Genomic DNA, 16,856 nt, shown 5'->3' on the forward strand with positions numbered 1-16,856 from the left:
ATTATCAGGGCAGACCGGTTACATCCCCCTAACAAGCTGTTTAAAGAGAAACACTATTATGACGGATAAATTGACCTCTCTGCGTCAGTACACCACCGTAGTGGCTGATACCGGAGATATCGCGGCAATGAAGCTGTATCAGCCGCAGGATGCCACAACTAACCCTTCTCTGATCCTTGGCGCAGCACAAATTCCCGAATACCGTAAACTGATCGACGACGCCGTGACCTGGGCGCGTAGCCAGAGCAGCGATCGCGCGCAGCAGATTGTTGATGCAAGCGACAAACTGGCGGTTAACATTGGTCTGGAAATTCTCAAACTGGTGCCGGGCCGCATCTCTACCGAAGTGGACGCGCGTCTTTCCTACGACACCGAAGCGTCTATCGTTAAAGCGAAACGCCTGATTAAGCTCTATAACGACGCAGGCATCAGCAACGATCGTATTCTGATCAAGCTGGCTTCAACCTGGCAGGGCATTCGTGCCGCTGAGCAGCTGGAAAAAGAAGGCATCAACTGTAACCTGACGCTGCTGTTCTCGTTTGCCCAGGCGCGTGCCTGTGCGGAAGCGGGCGTTTACCTGATCTCCCCGTTCGTGGGCCGTATTCTTGACTGGTACAAATCCAATACTGACAAGAAAGAGTACGCACCTGCTGAAGATCCGGGCGTGGTTTCCGTTACTGAAATCTACGAATACTACAAACAGCACGGCTATGAAACCGTGGTCATGGGCGCAAGCTTCCGTAACCTCGGCGAAATCCTTGAGCTGGCGGGCTGCGACCGTCTGACCATCGCACCTGCGCTGCTGAAAGAGCTGGCAGAAAGCGAAGGGACTATCGAGCGTAAGCTGTCGTTCAGCGGTGAAGTGAAAGCGCGCCCGGAACGCATCACCGAAGCGGAATTCCTGTGGCAGCATAACCAGGACCCGATGGCGGTTGATAAACTGGCGGACGGCATCCGCAAGTTTGCCGTTGACCAGGAAAAACTGGAAAAAATGATCGGCGATCTGCTGTAATCAACGAGGCCGGTAGCAATACCGGCCTTTTTTATTCCCTTCTTGTGGCGTCTGTTCCTCGCAGGTTGTCCCCCGTCAGTAGAGCTTCTGCGCAATTCCCCGTATTATTCCGCTAAACGGTACTGATTAACGGAAAAACCATGAATACATTACGCATTGGCCTCGTTTCTGTCTCCGATCGCGCCTCCAGCGGCGTCTATCAGGATAAAGGCATTCCCGCGCTGGAAGCCTGGCTGGAGAAAGCCTTAACCACGCCTTTTGAAATCGAAACGCGCCTGATCCCGGATGAGCAAAACATCATTGAGCAGACGCTCTGTGAGCTGGTGGATGAAATGAGCTGTCACCTGGTGCTGACTACCGGCGGCACCGGTCCGGCGCGTCGTGACGTCACGCCGGACGCGACGCTGGCAATTGCCGACCGTGAAATGCCAGGCTTTGGCGAACAAATGCGGCAAATCAGCCTGCAATTCGTGCCGACCGCCATTCTTTCACGTCAGGTAGGGGTGATCCGCAAACAGGCGCTGATCCTCAATTTACCCGGCCAGCCGAAGTCCATTCAGGAGACGCTGGAAGGCGTGAAAGATGCCAGCGGTAAGGCGCTGGTACCGGGGATTTTCGCAAGTGTACCGTATTGTGTACAGCTACTGGACGGGCCCTATATCGAAACCGATCCGCTGGTGGTAGCAGCCTTTCGCCCTAAAAGTGCGATACGCGAAATAATCTCCTGAATATCGCCGTTTTCTGGCATGAGTTAATCGGTTGGTGGAGTGGCGTTTTATTTACGATATAGTAATTTTTAATTTACACTCGCGTAATCCCACGCTGCCTGATAATGCCCGGTTTCCTATGCCAAACAACACACGCCCTCTGAATCGCCAGGATTATAAAACGCTGACGCTTGCCGCCCTCGGCGGGGCGCTGGAGTTTTATGATTTTATTATTTTCGTGTTCTTCGCCGCTGTCATGGCGGATCTGTTCTTTCCCGCTGACATTCCTGAATGGCTACGTCAGGTTCAGACCTTCGGCATTTTCGCTGCCGGTTATCTGGCGCGACCGCTGGGCGGGATCGTAATGGCGCATTTTGGCGACCTGGTCGGGCGCAAAAAGATGTTTACCCTTAGCATCCTGCTGATGGCGCTGCCAACGCTGGCGATGGGGCTGCTGCCGACGTATGCCTCTGCGGGGTTAGCCGCGCCGCTGTTGCTGCTTTTCATGCGTATTTTGCAAGGCGCGGCGATCGGCGGAGAAGTGCCGGGGGCGTGGGTGTTTGTCGCCGAGCATGTCCCGGCGCGGCGGACGGGCATCGCCTGCGGCACGCTGACTGCCGGGCTGACGGTAGGTATCCTGCTTGGTTCGGTGGTGGCGACCATTATTAATACCACGATGAGTGCGCAGACGCTCCACGATGTTGGCTGGCGGATACCGTTCCTGTTAGGCGGAGCGTTTGGGCTGATCGCTATGTATCTGCGCCGCTGGTTGCAGGAGACGCCGGTATTTCTGGAAATGCAGCAGCGCAAAGTGCTGGCGCAGGAACTGCCGGTGAAATCGGTGATTCTGCGGCATAAAAAGGCGGTGGCGATCTCAATGCTGCTGACCTGGCTACTTTCCGCCGGTATCGTGGTAGTGATCCTGATGTCCCCGGTCTGGCTGCAAAAGCAGTACGGCTTTGCGCCTGCGCTGACGTTACAGGCGAACAGTATTGCCACCATTATGCTGTGTTTCGGCTGCCTGATTGCCGGGCTGGCGATTGACCGCTTCGGCGCGAGCAAAACCTTTATTATCGGCAGCCTGCTGCTGGCGGCTTCAAGCTGGATGTTTTATCACCTCTCCGGTGCGCACCCGGAACAGTTGTTTATCCTGTACGGGCTGGTGGGGCTGTGCGTCGGCGTGGTGGGCGCGGTGCCTTGCGTGATGGTCAGAGCGTTTCCGCCTGCGGTACGTTTTACCGGCATCTCGTTTTCCTACAACGTCGCGTACGCTATTTTCGGCGGACTTACGCCGGTGGCCGTGACGATGCTGATGGGCGTCTCACCGATGGCTCCGGCCTGGTATATTCTGGGATTGTCGCTGGTGGGTTTTGCGCTGGGGATCGTATTGCGTGAGGGAAGCGGGGAGAAAACGTTATAACGGTCGGCGGTCTGAATCGTGTCGGCGGGTCGCCACAGGCTGACCCGCCGCAGAATCGATCAGTGCTTTTCACCAATCGGCAGTACGGTACGGCCAAACTGTTCGTTCAGCACTTCACCCATTGCCAGATAAATCGCGCTCGCGCCACAAACCAGACCAATCCAGCCTGCAATGTGGATCACGCCTTCATTACCGCCAATGTGGCCCACAGCCAGCAGAGCAAACAGTACGGTCAGGCTTAAAAAGACGAACGACAGCATTTTTGCGCCCTTCAACGTGCCGAAGAACATAAACAGGGTAAACACGCCCCACAGCCCGAGGTATGCGCCGAGGAATTGCGCGTTCGGCGCATCGGCCAGGCCCATTTTCGGCATCAGCAGAATGGCAACCAGCGTCAGCCAGAAGGAACCGTAAGAGGTAAATGCGGTTAAACCGAAGGTATTGCCTTTTTTAAACTCCAGCAGGCCCGCGAAAATTTGTGCGATACCGCCGTAAAAAATCCCCATTGCCAGAATAATGCCGTCGAAGGGGAAAATGCCCGCATTGTGCAGGTTCAGCAGAATTGTCGTCATGCCAAAACCCATTAAGCCCAGCGGAGCCGGATTAGCCAACTTAGTGTTGCCCATAATTCCTCAAGTTCATTAATTCATAGTGAAATGTATATGCCCAGGACCCCGACGTAACGGGAGGGCGCAGCATAATAAGCGGGCATATAGGGGCTGTCTATGATCTACCAGGGGTAAAATGCAAATATTTACCCCTGTGGGAAAGGAAGGAATTACGGCTGTCGGACGGCGACGATTCTGCGCAGGCAGGCAATGTGCAATACGGCCGGAATGGTGACGCGGTAGGCCGTGCCGCTGACGGCTTTAACACTGTTCAACGCAGCGCCTACCGGTCCGCCCAGCCCCGCGCCGCGTATCAGGCCATGTCCAATCACGCTCATTGCCGCGTGGGTGCGCAAAATGCGGTTAAGCTGCCCGGAAAGCAGATGCGCGACGCCGTCGGCAAGTTTTTTATCCTTTATTAGCGCAGGCAGCAACTCTTCCAGCTCGGCGACCCTGATTTTAACGGCGGCAAAAAATTCCGCTTTCTGTTCGTCATTCATCTTTTCCCACGCGTTACGCAGAAAATGTTCCAGCAGGCGCTGTTCAATCTCAAAGGTGGACTGCTTTTTATCGGCTTTCAGTTTCAGGCGATGGCCGACATCCAGCAGAATGGCGCGGTAAAGTTTTCCGTGGCCGCGCAGTTTGTTGGCGATGCTGTCACCGCCGAAATGCTGTAACTCTCCGGCAATGAGTTGCCAGCTATGACGATGGCGTTCGGGATGGCCCTCCATCGAAAGAAAAAGCTCATTGCGCAGCAGCACGCTGGAAAGGCGCGGCTTGCCTTTCTCATTGTGGGTTAATAAACGGGCAAGCCGGGCTAATTGTTCTTCATTGCAATGCTCAAGAAAACTCAGATCGCTATCCTGCAAATACGTGACGTTCATTGTGACGACTATCCGCTTAAAATGTGTTTAGAAAATGAACCGTTAATAATTATTTATCGCCGATGAGGGCTACCGGCTTTTTTAGCGGCTTCAGACAAAGCCTTTTATTTTAACTGCCGGGGTAAAGCGCCGATGAGCAGACAATGCTTTCGGATTATTTCAAAAGTTATATGAGTATGTTTGGGCTTTTGCCTACGAAATATAAAGGTATGGGTCGCAATGAAGGCCGCCGGGAGACGGCGTTTTGGACAGCATCGCCGCCGCCAGGCAAATTTTTTTTTCACCTTCCCCCTTGATGCGAGGCGCGGCGACCCCATCTTGTACTCAACCGCAGTGAGTGAGCCTGAAAAAAAACGATTTAAGGTAGTTGAAACCGCACGTTTCGCCCTTATTACAGGTTCACAACCACATGATGACCGAATTTTTAGTGGAGACGTTTAGATGGGTAAAATTATTGGTATCGACCTGGGTACTACCAACTCTTGCATAGCGATTATGGATGGCACTACTGCACGTGTGCTGGAGAACGCCGAGGGCGATCGCACCACGCCTTCTATCATTGCATATACTCAGGATGGTGAAACTCTGGTTGGTCAGCCGGCTAAGCGTCAGGCAGTGACAAACCCGCAAAACACCCTGTTTGCGATTAAACGCCTGATCGGCCGCCGCTTCCAGGACGAAGAAGTGCAGCGTGATGTTTCTATCATGCCGTACAAAATCATTGCTGCCGACAACGGCGACGCATGGCTTGACGTAAAAGGCCAGAAAATGGCACCGCCGCAGATTTCTGCCGAAGTGCTGAAAAAAATGAAGAAAACGGCGGAAGATTACCTCGGTGAAACGGTAACTGAAGCCGTTATCACTGTACCGGCTTACTTTAACGATGCGCAGCGTCAGGCGACTAAAGACGCTGGCCGTATCGCCGGTCTGGAAGTCAAACGTATCATCAACGAACCGACCGCTGCGGCACTGGCCTACGGTCTGGATAAAGAAGTCGGCAACCGGACTATCGCGGTTTACGACCTCGGCGGCGGTACTTTCGATATCTCTATTATCGAAATCGACGACGTTGACGGCGAAAAAACCTTCGAAGTTCTGGCAACCAACGGTGATACTCACCTCGGTGGTGAAGACTTCGACAGCCGCATGATCAACTACCTGGTTGAAGAGTTTAAGAAAGATCAGGGCATCGACCTGCGTAACGACCCGCTGGCAATGCAGCGCCTGAAAGAAGCGGCAGAAAAAGCGAAAATCGAGTTGTCTTCTGCCCAGCAGACCGACGTCAACCTGCCGTACATCACCGCAGACGCGACCGGTCCGAAGCACATGAACATCAAAGTGACGCGTGCGAAACTGGAAAGCCTGGTTGAAGATCTGGTTAACCGTTCTATCGACCCGCTGAAAGTGGCGTTGCAGGATGCTGGCCTGTCCGTATCCGACGTGCAGGACGTGATCCTGGTCGGCGGTCAGACCCGTATGCCGATGGTGCAGAAAAAAGTTGCCGAGTTCTTTGGCAAAGAGCCGCGTAAAGACGTTAACCCGGACGAAGCCGTGGCTATCGGTGCTGCCGTTCAGGGTGGTGTACTGACCGGCGAAGTTAAAGACGTTCTGCTGCTGGACGTTACTCCGCTGTCGCTGGGTATCGAAACCATGGGCGGCGTGATGACTGCGCTTATCAGCAAAAACACGACCATCCCGACTAAACACAGCCAGGTGTTCTCTACCGCTGAAGACAACCAGTCTGCGGTCACCATCCATGTGTTGCAGGGTGAACGTAAACGCGCCTCTGATAACAAAGATCTGGGTCAGTTTAACCTGGATGGTATTCAGCCTGCGCCGCGCGGTATGCCGCAAATCGAAGTCACCTTCGACATCGATGCTGACGGTATCCTGCACGTGTCTGCAAAAGACAAAAACAGCGGTAAAGAGCAGAAGATCACCATCAAGGCTTCTTCTGGTCTGAACGAAGATGAAATCCAGAAAATGGTGCGCGAAGCCGAAGCGAACGCGGAATCTGACCGTAAGTTCGAAGAACTGGTACAGACCCGCAACCAGGGCGATCATCTGCTGCACAGCACCCGTAAGCAGGTTGAAGAAGCGGGCGAGCAGTTACCGGCTGATGACAAATCGGCAATTGAGTCTGCACTGACCGCGCTGGAAACCTCGCTGAAAGGCGAAGACAAAGCGGATATCGAAGCCAAAATGCAGGCGCTGGCACAGGTTTCCCAGAAGCTGATGGAAATCGCCCAGCAGCAGCACGCTCAGCAGCAGGCGGGTGGCGCTGATGCTTCCGCAAACAATGCGCAGGACGACGATGTGGTCGACGCAGAGTTTGAAGAAGTAAAAGACAAAAAATAATCGCCCTTTGAATGGGTTATACGCAAAATCATTCAGGTTGGCTCGTGGCGTAGCCAACGGGCAGCCTGAAGAATGACGTGTATAGAGATTGCCACGGGCGAAGAGGTAAGCCTCTCCGCCCGTGCTCGCATGTTAGGGGCTGAAAAAGAAAATGGCGAAACAAGACTATTACGAGATTTTGGGCGTTTCCAAAACAGCGGAAGAGCGCGAAATCAAAAAGGCGTACAAACGCCTGGCAATGAAATATCACCCGGACCGCAACCAGGGTGATAAAGACGCCGAAGCCAAATTTAAAGAAATTAAAGAGGCGTATGAAATCCTGACCGACGCACAGAAACGTGCGGCTTACGATCAGTACGGTCATGCTGCGTTTGAACAGGGCGGCATGGGCGGTGGCGGCGGCTTTGGCGGCGGCGGTGCGGACTTCAGCGATATCTTCGGCGACGTGTTTGGTGACATTTTTGGCGGCGGTCGTGGTCGCCAGCGCGCAGCGCGCGGCGCTGACTTACGCTACAACATGGAACTGACGCTGGAAGAAGCGGTGCGTGGCGTCACCAAAGAAATTCGTATTCCGACGCTGGAAGAGTGTGACGTTTGCCACGGCAGCGGCGCAAAACCCGGCACCCAGCCACAAACCTGTCCAACCTGTCACGGCTCCGGCCAGGTACAGATGCGTCAGGGTTTCTTTGCGGTACAGCAGGCCTGTCCGCACTGTCAGGGACGCGGTACGCTGATTAAAGATCCGTGCCATAAATGCCACGGTCACGGGCGCGTTGAGAAGAGCAAAACCCTGTCGGTTAAAATCCCGGCAGGCGTGGACACCGGCGATCGCATTCGTCTGTCTGGCGAAGGTGAAGCGGGCGAGCACGGCGCACCGGCAGGCGATCTGTACGTTCAGGTGCAGGTAAAACAGCATCCTATCTTCGAACGTGAAGGCAATAACCTGTACTGCGAAGTGCCGATTAACTTCGCGATGGCGGCGCTGGGCGGTGAAATTGAAGTGCCGACGCTCGACGGTCGCGTGATGCTGAAAGTGCCGGGCGAGACCCAGACCGGTAAACTGTTCCGTATGCGCGGGAGAGGCGTGAAGTCCGTGCGCGGTGGCGCGCAGGGCGACCTGCTATGCCGCGTTGTGGTTGAAACGCCGGTGGGCCTGAACGACAAGCAGAAGCAACTCCTCAAAGATTTGCAGGACAGCTTTGGCGGTCCGACCGGGGAAAATAACAGCCCGCGTTCGAAAAGCTTCTTTGACGGCGTGAAGAAATTCTTCGATGATTTAACCCGTTAATATCATTGATGTTAATAAAAAACCCGGAACAATTTCCGGGTTTTTTTTATCTTTGCCGCCAGACTTTCCTTTCTCCTGTCAGCCACTTACACCCGCCACAGCGACTTGCTACAGCGACCTCAACGGACATTGTTGATGGTTATCTTTTAAGTTTTATTAAAAATCATTTTTGGTTTAGCTAAATATATATGTTGGATTAGACGGGTGATTTTGTATATTTATTGTATATAGGATAATCCTCATCATCATTCTGATAATTTATTTCTATTTTTATAAACTGTTATTTGCTTTCTTTTCAGTATTATCTATATTGCATTTTTTCATTAATAGAGGCTGGCAATGAATGGGAGGAAAAAGTGCCAATAAGAACTTTGATTATAATTTAATCAAAGTGCTTGATGCTGTTATATCGGCCGGCAGCGCCAGCAAAGCCTCCAAACGATTATCCGTAACGCCAGCGGCGGTTTCTCTTGCCCTGACCCGTTTACAGAGCTTCTACGAGGAAGAGCTTTTCGTCAGGGGTAAAGACGGCCTGATCCCCACGGCCAAAGCGCTGGAAATCCATAACGCTTTCCGTCAGGCGATGGAACTGGTTAGCGGCACGTTTATCCCGGAAAAGAAAAACGGTCAGGGGCGTAAAATCACCATTCTCGGCAGTGAGATTGCTGAAAATTATTATCTGTCTCAGCTTTATGACGATGATATTTTTGAGCGATTTTCACTGCATCATTTTTCTGCCAGAAATATGGATAAAAAAGAAATACATGAGCGATTGATTGTCGGCGATTGCGATCTCATTATTAATCCTGATCCAGTGGTTGATCCGAACGCAGAATATCGGGTGATTGATAGCTTCAAATCCTTTGTATGTATTTGCAGCACCGACCACATCTACAGTGAGCTTTCGCAGTTAACGCTGCATAATTTTTATTCCGCACGTCACGCCGTGTATCAGTCGGGCGTTTTTTCGCCGATGATGATCAATGACAGCGATTTACATCCTGAAGATGCCGATTATAAAGGCGTTCGTGAAAAAGGTTACCGCAGTGACTCTATTAGCGGCATTATCAGTATCATTGAGCGTACCTCATTGATTGCCCTGATACCGCTTAAGCTGGCGCTTTTTTATAAGAATCAGCGTCGCTACGCCATTAAAATGCTCCAGCCACCGCCGGAACTAAGCTTCAAACCTCTGAATATTTATGCCTCCTGGCATAAAAAAAGCGCAAAACGATCGGAAATTGAAGAACTGGTTACTATGCTCCAAACGCTTTCCTCATTCCGCCGCCAGTCAGATCGCCTGTAGAGGTCATCACAAGAAATGGTTTTCGATGAGAGATTATGACTACTGATTTTCGTCTGGTTGCTTTAGATTCCTGGTCACTCACATTGATACAGGAGTTTAAAATGTCGATTCCAAACCACTTAGAAACATCGGAAGTTGTACTGCTGGAAATGGAGATACTGTTAACCATCGTTGCCACAGGGGCCTGGGGCGGTTTTGTCAGTTATCTTCTCAAAGCTAAGAAAAAAATTTCCCATGGCACCAACAAAAGCGTAATGAGTTGCCTGACCCAGATCGTTATTTCATGTTTTACCAGTTTTTTGTTAAGTGCTTTAGCTATTGAGAAAGAGCTTAGCTTTAATATGGTTTTATTGGCCGCAGGACTGGGAGGCGTTTTTGCTGCGCCAATCCTGAAACTTTTTGGCGACAAAGTAAGAAAAATCCTCGAGGATAATAAAATTATCAAATAGTTCTATAAGGCTCATCCTTGAGCCTTATTATTATTCTGATGGGATACGGCAAAAACGTTACGCTACCCTGTTTTTAATCCAGCCATAAACAAACTCTTCGTTTTGCGATCTATCTTCAGTGATGTTGAGATAGTAGGCTCCCTGGCTACAATTCAGCGCTTCGACCAGCACATGCATTCCTTCATTTCCGCGCCAGTTCAGATAAGCCTCTAACGCCGCAATGGTTTTGGCACCAATTTTGCCATCCACCACGATATCGCAGTAATTTTTCTGTTCGCGATTCAGCACGTTCAACCAGCGTTGTAACCATGTGCATGGCAGCCGTGGACCAATATTAACGGCGGCGTCGCAGAGTTCAAATGCAATCGGCCAGGACAGCTCGGAAATACGATCGAACCCCGGTTTCAGCCAGTAGTTCTTTTCCAGAATGTCATAGGCTTCCATCCGCGTCATGTCACGCATCTCACCGGTATAACCCTGCGCCCTGGCGGTAGCTTCCGTAATTCCCCAGTTTGTTTCGCCGCCGAGATCTTTCGGATTGTTCGTGTAGCCACCTTCGGTCATTAAAATACCATCAATTACTGGATTCATTCCCTGTTCCTTCCCTGTTAACGAGCATTTAAATAAAAGGCAACGGCAAGCAGTGCCGCAGCTGTCGCGGTAAGCATCGCTCTCACTGGCATTGTTGCACGCGATAACCAGCGACTTTTTGTTTGTCTGGTGACGGCCTTTACCGGGATCTGGTTATTTACCTGAATACCTTTGCGCGGAACTGTAATAAGAAAATCACTCACACCCAGTGATTTCAGATCGCGACGAATGAGATAAAGTATCTGAGTTAAATTGGCATCATTGACAAAATTCCCACGGCTTCCCCATAGCGCCGTTGTGAGTTGCTGGCGTTCAATTACCTCCATTTCTGCATTTTCGATGATAAAGCTAAGGCACCGCGCACGCATCGCTGTCATTTTGATGACCAGTGAGTTTGAGACGCTTCTTAACTCGTGATTCCGTTCGTTAAAGATGCAGTTGTTATTGATGATATAGGTTTTCATTATGTCGTCCTTTAGAGATTTACGTCCTGTTTGGTGTGGGCTAATACTAATTTATGAGAAACAGCTTATTCCATTGGCTGTCGATGATTTTCGCTGTCTGAACGCCAAAAACTTTGCCTGCATCACGAAAAACAACCCTTTTTAAACCGTATTTAACTGACTGTTTAGTGAGATTTAATACCCATTTTAATTTCCGCTTATCTTGTGTTTTTATTGCGGTGATTACTGGCGTGATGCGGGTTTGTTTATCACTAATTGCTCGATATATAGGTATTTTGAGTATCATCTGATGATGTGATGCTTTGTGATTAGCGCTTTTTACGCTGCCGTTGGATTATGGCTACCGCAGAACGAACTGCGACAACATTTAAATTAAAAGGAAATTAATCATGGCTCAGAGCAAACTTATTAAGGGCGATACCCTGACCGAAACCAGCAACGCTGCTGACGGTTTTAACCCGGCAACAGAAGACAGCAAATTTAGCTACACTTCTGCCCGCGTTGCTAAGCCGGTCTACAACCAGTACAAAGCTGATGCTTCTAAACCGAAAGTGTTTGGCTACTTCACTGACTGGTCCCAGTACGATTCTCGCCTGCAGGGCGACGATGTTCCTGCTAACCGTGGTCGCGGTTACGATCTGATGAACGTCTCTCCGACTGCCTACGACAAAATCGTTGTCGGCTTCGTGGGCATCGTTGGCTTCCATAAAGTGGACGGCATGGCGCGTGACGTCGTCGCAGAAGCGGCTGAACTGTGCGGCAAAGTGAAATACGAGCCGACTTTCCTCGATCCGTGGGGCGATTTCCAGTCTTACGAAAACGTGGGTCACACTGAGAGCGGCTGGGACGTTGATCCGAAGACCGTCACTCAGGCAAATACCAAAGGCTTCCTCGGCGGTATGCGCGATCTGCAGGCCAAAGCGAAAAGCATGGGCCACAACCTTGAGCTGTCCATGAGCATCGGCGGCTGGACCATGAGTAACGGTTTCCACGAAACGGCGGCCTCTGACGCTTCCCGTAAAACCTTCGCGAAAGGCGTGGTGAAACTGTTCAAACAGTTCCCGATGTTCAGCGGCGTGGACCTGGACTGGGAATACCCGAACGTTGAAGCGGCGGGCAACCCTTACGGTGCCGAAGACGGCGCGAACTTTGCTCTGCTGATCGCGGAAGTGCGTAAGCAGCTGGACGCGGCTAACCGCAAAGACGTGAAAATCTCCATCGCAGCCTCCGCTGTGGTTGCCAACATTGAGTTCGCTGGCGTTAAAGAACTGATGAAATCCGGTATGGATTACATCAACGTGATGACCTACGACTTCTTCGGTACGCCGTGGGCTGAAACCCTGACTCACCACACCAACCTGAAAGCGCTGACCGCTGGCGGCTGGGCAGTTGAAACTATCGTTGATCACCTGCTGGCAGACGGTTTCCCGGCTGAGCGTATCAACATCGGTTATGCAGGCTACACCCGTAACGGTCGCAACGCTGAAATCTCCAGCTTCTCTCCGCTGGAAGGTTCCTACAATGCGGGCGAAGGCTTCACCACCGGTACGTTTGAATCCGGCACCAACGAATGGTACGACGTGATTTACAACTACCTGGATCTGGAAAACCAGAAAGGCCGTAACGGCTTCAACGTTTACACCGACCAGAAAGCAGACGCTGACTACCTGTACAACCCGGAATCCAAACTGTTCATGTCCCTGGACACCCCGCGTACCGTGAAAGCAAAAGGCGAATACGCAGCGAAACTGGGTCTGGGCGGTGTGTTTACCTGGACTGTCGATCAGGACAACGGCGTGCTGGTTAACGCGGCGCGTGAAGGTCTGGGCTATGAACTGAGCAAAGAAGTTATCGACATGGAGCCGTTCTACTTCGAAGGCATCAACGTTGATGAGAAAGAAGAAAAAGAAGAAGAAGGCGAAAAAGTGAACCATGCACCGAAAGCGGCTATCGATCTGCGCGTTGTTGCCGGATCCCGCGTACAGCTTTCCGGCGCGAACTCTTCTGACGAAGACAAAGACGAGCTGAGCTTCAGCTGGGGCGTACCGGCAGCGATTACCGTTGCTGATAAGACCAAAGCCGTGATCGAGTTCGAGGTGCCGGAAGTGACGGTTGAAACGCAATTCCAGTTCACTCTGTTTGTTCGTGATAGCTGGGGTGAGCCGTCAACGCAGCAGCGCTTCACGCTGACCGCTGTTCCTGCCATGTCTGATGTGCAGCCAGAGCCGCAGCCAGAACCACAGCCGGAGCCGCAGCCAGAGCCGCAGCCAGAGCCGCAGCCAGAACCACAGCCGGAACCGCAGCCAGAGCCGAAACCTGCGCCTTACGCACTGTGGGATGAGAACAAAGTTTACGGTGCCAATTGGGGTACGTTTGAGATTGTTAGCTGGAAAGGCCACAACTACCAGGTGAACTGGTGGTGCCAGGGCGAGCAGCCGGATCTGAACTGCGGTGCAGGCAAATCCTGGACTGACCTCGGCGCGTACTAATCAATCAAATACCACCTTGTATAAAGGATACAGGTAAATGGAAAGCCCCGGTTTACCGGGGCTTTGTTCCACTAAGGATAGAGGATTTATGATGTCGACCATTTCAATCAAGACCAGCGCGATCAATAGCCAGAGCTGGTATCAAAAAGTCACGCTCACCTTCACCAATAACGGCTCCCGCGCCGTGGATATGAATCACGCGAAAATCAGTTTCACGGCGACGGGGCATCCCGATCCGTGGGGCAATTTTGGTGGCACGCTGAAGGGTAACATTCCTGTGAAGCTGAGCACCCACGCGAAGGGCGCGCTGGACATCAACGAAATGATCATTAATAACCGTGCACCGCTGCTGCTGGAGCCAGGAAAAAGCGGGACGTTTTCCTTCAGCCTTGCGGCAACGCGCTGCCCGCTGACGTTCTCTGACCTGAGCATCGCGCTGGTCGCGGATGAGAAAGAAGAAGAGATTAAGCCCGCCCCTGCGCCGGAAGATAAAGAAGAACAACCGCTCCCGACACCGGAAGAGCCTGCGGATGAAGCACAAGAACCCGCCCCGCAGCCCGTGAGCGGAGAGGGGATCACCCTGTCAGTCAGCGATATCAACACCTTTAGCTGGTATCAGCGCGTTCGCCTGACCCTGAAAAACGGCTATTCCCGTTCTGTTGATCTGAATAAGCTGCAAATCACCTTCAAAGCCAGTGCCCATCCCGATCCTTACAGCCCGTTCAGCGGCAGCCTGCTGGGTAATCAGCCGGTGAAACTGGGCAGCGACGGCGGCTGGCCGATCGAAAAAAATAGCATCATTATTAACAACGACAGCTCGATGATGCTGGGCGCGGGCAAAACCGCTGAACTGGATTTTTATCTTTCTGCCACCCAGACGCCCATTGTCTTTGACGATCTTATCGCCCAGCTGGCCCGCGATCCGGGACGGCAGGGTAAAATTGAACTGGTTATGCCTGCGCAAGCGGTGAAAACGGATCTGCGGCCGGGCGTCGATATCACTCTCCCTGACGGTACGGTGAAGCACTACACCGGCGAATGGGGAAAAACGCTGGTCGTGACCGACCTCGCGGCGGGTCAGCACCAGATCTCTGTGCCGACGCTGCAAAATGATGATATGCAGATCGCCCCGGTAAAAGAAACGCTGACCGTCACGCTCGCGTCCGGGCAGGATAGCCAGCGGGTACAAATCGCGTATCAGCCGGTAGTGCTGTTCGCGTCTCTGAGCCTGAAGCTGGATATCGCGGGCTGCGAAGGCGGCGTGGTCAGTGCAGAACTGTGGGGCAGTGATAACACCGTCGCCCGCACCGTCGCGCTGAACGTCGGCGAGGTTACGCTGCTTAACCGTCTGAATGCCGGTCAGCGCTACGAAATTCGTCTGCTTTCCACCTGCATCAATAATCAGACCATTAGCTCACCTGCGCAGCCTGGTGTGGCGATCCCCCAGGCTGGTCACGTCACCGCCATCAGCGTTGGCTATCAGCAAAAAAGCGCGAATACCGCCGGTTTTGTTGAGGTGAAGGCTAACGTGCTGGGATTACCAAAAGGGGCCGGCGCCCAGCGCTATCGCCTGCGTAGCGGAGCCGGAAAAGGGGAGTATCAATATTTAGTCACGCTGGAAAGTCACAGCCAGCAGCAGGCGTTCCCGCTGCGCGTTGCGCCGGGGCAATACAGCGTTGAGGTCGCGGATGTGCATTGTGACGGCGTGCTGTGGCACTGTGAAACCACCAGCGTCCTGCGCTTAATGCAAAGCATTAACGTGATCACTCTTTCGTTCGAAAAAGGGATTATTTTGCAGGTTCGCGGCTGGCCGGATTTTGTCGCCCACGGTGGCGTCACGGTCAACGCGGCGGATACCGCCAATCTTTACCGCGACGTGCCGTTCAGCGCGCTGTTTAAATATGATGGTTTCGACGGCGGCGGCGATCCGATCCCGGCCCGCGAAATGGATCTCAACAGCGACGGTTTCCTCGATTACGACCTGCTGCCAATCCATAAAACCGTGCCGCTGGTGCGTCAGATCGAAAAAGAAGCGGGTCGCCCGATCATGCCGGTGATGGTGGTTTATACCGCGAACGCCAGCGGCGGCAGCGCGTTAAGCGATTTGCAGGATACGCAAAAGCTGCGTAACCACTTCGGTAACTTTATTACCCAGTGCCGCGCCGCGCAGTCTTACAAAGATGAGACGCATCCGGTACCGGCGACGTTCGTGATGAACCCGGATTTCCTCGGGGCCATCCAGCAGGAGCCTTACGGCTACACGGCGGTACGGCAGAAAAACAGCGTGCAGGTTAACGCCCAGCTTGCGGTCGCGGTGAAGGCGCTCGCGCCGCTGCTGGGTTACAGCATCCCGACGCTGCCGGTATTCAGCGACGATCTCTACGGTTATATCCAGGCGATAAACTATATCGTCCATCAATTTGCGCCGGACGCCGCTTTCGGCTGGCAGACCAACGTCTGGTCCACCGGTACGGCGGACTGGGTGCTGCGCGACAATGCCGATCCTGCGGCCCAGGGTAAACAGATTGCCGACTTTATTAATGAGTTGGGCGTTTACAGCGGCAGCTACACGCCTGATTTCATTGCGTTTGATAAATTCGAGCGCGACTGTTTCAGCCCGGACGCGCTGGCCCACTACGGCTGGAACGCCACCTGCTGGATGAACTACCTCGGCATGGTCAAACAGGCGGCAAAAGGCCTGAACAAACCGGCCATGCTCTGGCAGATCCCCGGCGGGCATATGCCAACAGTGGAGGAGGGCACCTCGAAAATCAGCGAAATGCATTTTGCTTCAGGCGGAACGTTCTTCATGGGAGATAAACGTATTGGCAGCAATGTCGATGCGATCACCTCTCTGTTGCAGAATACGGCGCTTAACAAGTCAACCTATGGCGCGGCCACCGTGGGCGAGTTCCTGCGCAAAGATAAAGGCTACGACTGGGGGCAAATGCAGGCGCTGAATCTGCCGGAATACAATGTCTTTTCCATTTTGTGGGGCGGCGGCTCTACCGTCAGCATTACCACCATTCATTCTAATGGCGAAGACGGCGGCTGGCTGGCGGATAAAATGCGTGAATATTATGCAGCGCCACGTCGCTTTGTTTAATGCCTGAGTAAATAATGACCCGGTTTTTCGGGTCATTATATTTTTCATGCTATGTGAAGTATTTTAACTCTTGATGTTAAGAATTATCCTGGTTAAGTTAATATAGAAATTCTATAAGCCTGTGTTAGTTATAATTAATTGATTTTGACTTTCGTAATTCGTACATTAAGCTCC

Annotated in this window: 13 protein-coding genes; 9 read left to right on the forward strand and 4 right to left on the reverse strand. The window is 52.4% G+C overall.

The window, feature by feature from the left end; all coding sequences use genetic code 11:
- Window positions 1-58 precede the first annotated feature (58 nt).
- From tal to RT197_RS14340, 3 genes are all read left to right on the forward strand, one after another.
- Window positions 59-1,012: a transaldolase gene (gene tal / locus RT197_RS14330; RefSeq protein ID WP_312951712.1), complete on the forward strand. Its 954-nt coding sequence runs from the start codon at window positions 59-61 to the stop codon at window positions 1,010-1,012.
- A 140-nt stretch (window positions 1,013-1,152) separates the two neighbouring features.
- Entirely contained in the window at window positions 1,153-1,740 is a 588-nt protein-coding gene (gene mog, locus RT197_RS14335; RefSeq protein ID WP_312951714.1) for a molybdopterin adenylyltransferase, read from the forward strand.
- Between the two features lie 118 nt (window positions 1,741-1,858).
- A complete protein-coding gene (locus RT197_RS14340; protein ID WP_312951716.1) occupies window positions 1,859-3,139 on the forward strand; it encodes an MFS transporter in 1,281 nt (426 codons plus the stop codon).
- Between the two features lie 59 nt (window positions 3,140-3,198).
- Here RT197_RS14340 and satP read toward each other — a convergent pair whose 3' ends face one another.
- The gene (gene satP / locus RT197_RS14345; RefSeq protein ID WP_312951718.1) at window positions 3,199-3,765 is read right to left on the reverse strand and encodes an acetate uptake transporter; all 567 of its coding nucleotides are present in this window, start codon (window positions 3,763-3,765) and stop codon (window positions 3,199-3,201) included.
- 152 nt (window positions 3,766-3,917) lie between these two features.
- Window positions 3,918-4,631, reverse strand: coding sequence for an acidic protein MsyB (msyB, locus tag RT197_RS14350; RefSeq protein WP_312951720.1), 714 nt, complete (start codon window positions 4,629-4,631; stop codon window positions 3,918-3,920).
- A 441-nt stretch (window positions 4,632-5,072) separates the two neighbouring features.
- Here msyB and dnaK point away from each other — a divergent pair, with 441 nt between their 5' ends.
- The 4 genes from dnaK to RT197_RS14370 all read left to right on the forward strand — a co-directional run bounded on the left by dnaK (window position 5,073) and on the right by RT197_RS14370 (window position 10,032).
- Window positions 5,073-6,989 carry a molecular chaperone DnaK gene (gene dnaK / locus RT197_RS14355; RefSeq protein WP_312951722.1) on the forward strand — a complete coding sequence of 639 codons (1,917 nt, stop codon included), beginning with the start codon at window positions 5,073-5,075 and terminating at the stop codon, window positions 6,987-6,989.
- Window positions 6,990-7,140: 151 nt separating this feature from the next.
- Complete coding sequence (dnaJ, locus tag RT197_RS14360) at window positions 7,141-8,277, forward strand: molecular chaperone DnaJ (protein ID WP_312951723.1); 1,137 nt, start codon at window positions 7,141-7,143, stop codon at window positions 8,275-8,277.
- Window positions 8,278-8,620: 343 nt separating this feature from the next.
- The gene (locus RT197_RS14365) at window positions 8,621-9,583 is read left to right on the forward strand and encodes a LysR family transcriptional regulator (RefSeq protein ID WP_312951724.1); all 963 of its coding nucleotides are present in this window, start codon (window positions 8,621-8,623) and stop codon (window positions 9,581-9,583) included.
- 101 nt (window positions 9,584-9,684) lie between these two features.
- A complete protein-coding gene (locus tag RT197_RS14370; protein ID WP_312951950.1) occupies window positions 9,685-10,032 on the forward strand; it encodes a phage holin family protein in 348 nt (115 codons plus the stop codon).
- Between the two features lie 57 nt (window positions 10,033-10,089).
- Here RT197_RS14370 and RT197_RS14375 read toward each other — a convergent pair whose 3' ends face one another.
- Together RT197_RS14375 and RT197_RS14380 are read right to left on the reverse strand one after the other, a co-directional pair.
- Entirely contained in the window at window positions 10,090-10,623 is a 534-nt protein-coding gene (locus tag RT197_RS14375) for a glycoside hydrolase family 108 protein (protein WP_312951726.1), read from the reverse strand.
- 17 nt (window positions 10,624-10,640) lie between these two features.
- Window positions 10,641-11,087 carry a transcriptional regulator gene (locus tag RT197_RS14380; protein ID WP_312951727.1) on the reverse strand — a complete coding sequence of 149 codons (447 nt, stop codon included), beginning with the start codon at window positions 11,085-11,087 and terminating at the stop codon, window positions 10,641-10,643.
- Window positions 11,088-11,476: 389 nt separating this feature from the next.
- On the opposite strand from RT197_RS14380, the gene RT197_RS14385 reads away from it, so the two are divergent.
- Entirely contained in the window at window positions 11,477-13,576 is a 2,100-nt protein-coding gene (locus RT197_RS14385; RefSeq protein WP_312951728.1) for a glycosyl hydrolase family 18 protein, read from the forward strand.
- Between the two features lie 91 nt (window positions 13,577-13,667).
- The gene (locus tag RT197_RS14390; RefSeq protein WP_312951730.1) at window positions 13,668-16,682 is read left to right on the forward strand and encodes a chitinase; all 3,015 of its coding nucleotides are present in this window, start codon (window positions 13,668-13,670) and stop codon (window positions 16,680-16,682) included.
- Window positions 16,683-16,856 lie beyond the last annotated feature (174 nt).

The sequence above is a fragment of the Superficieibacter sp. genome (assembly GCF_032071645.1).
GTDB lineage: Bacteria > Pseudomonadota > Gammaproteobacteria > Enterobacterales > Enterobacteriaceae > Superficieibacter.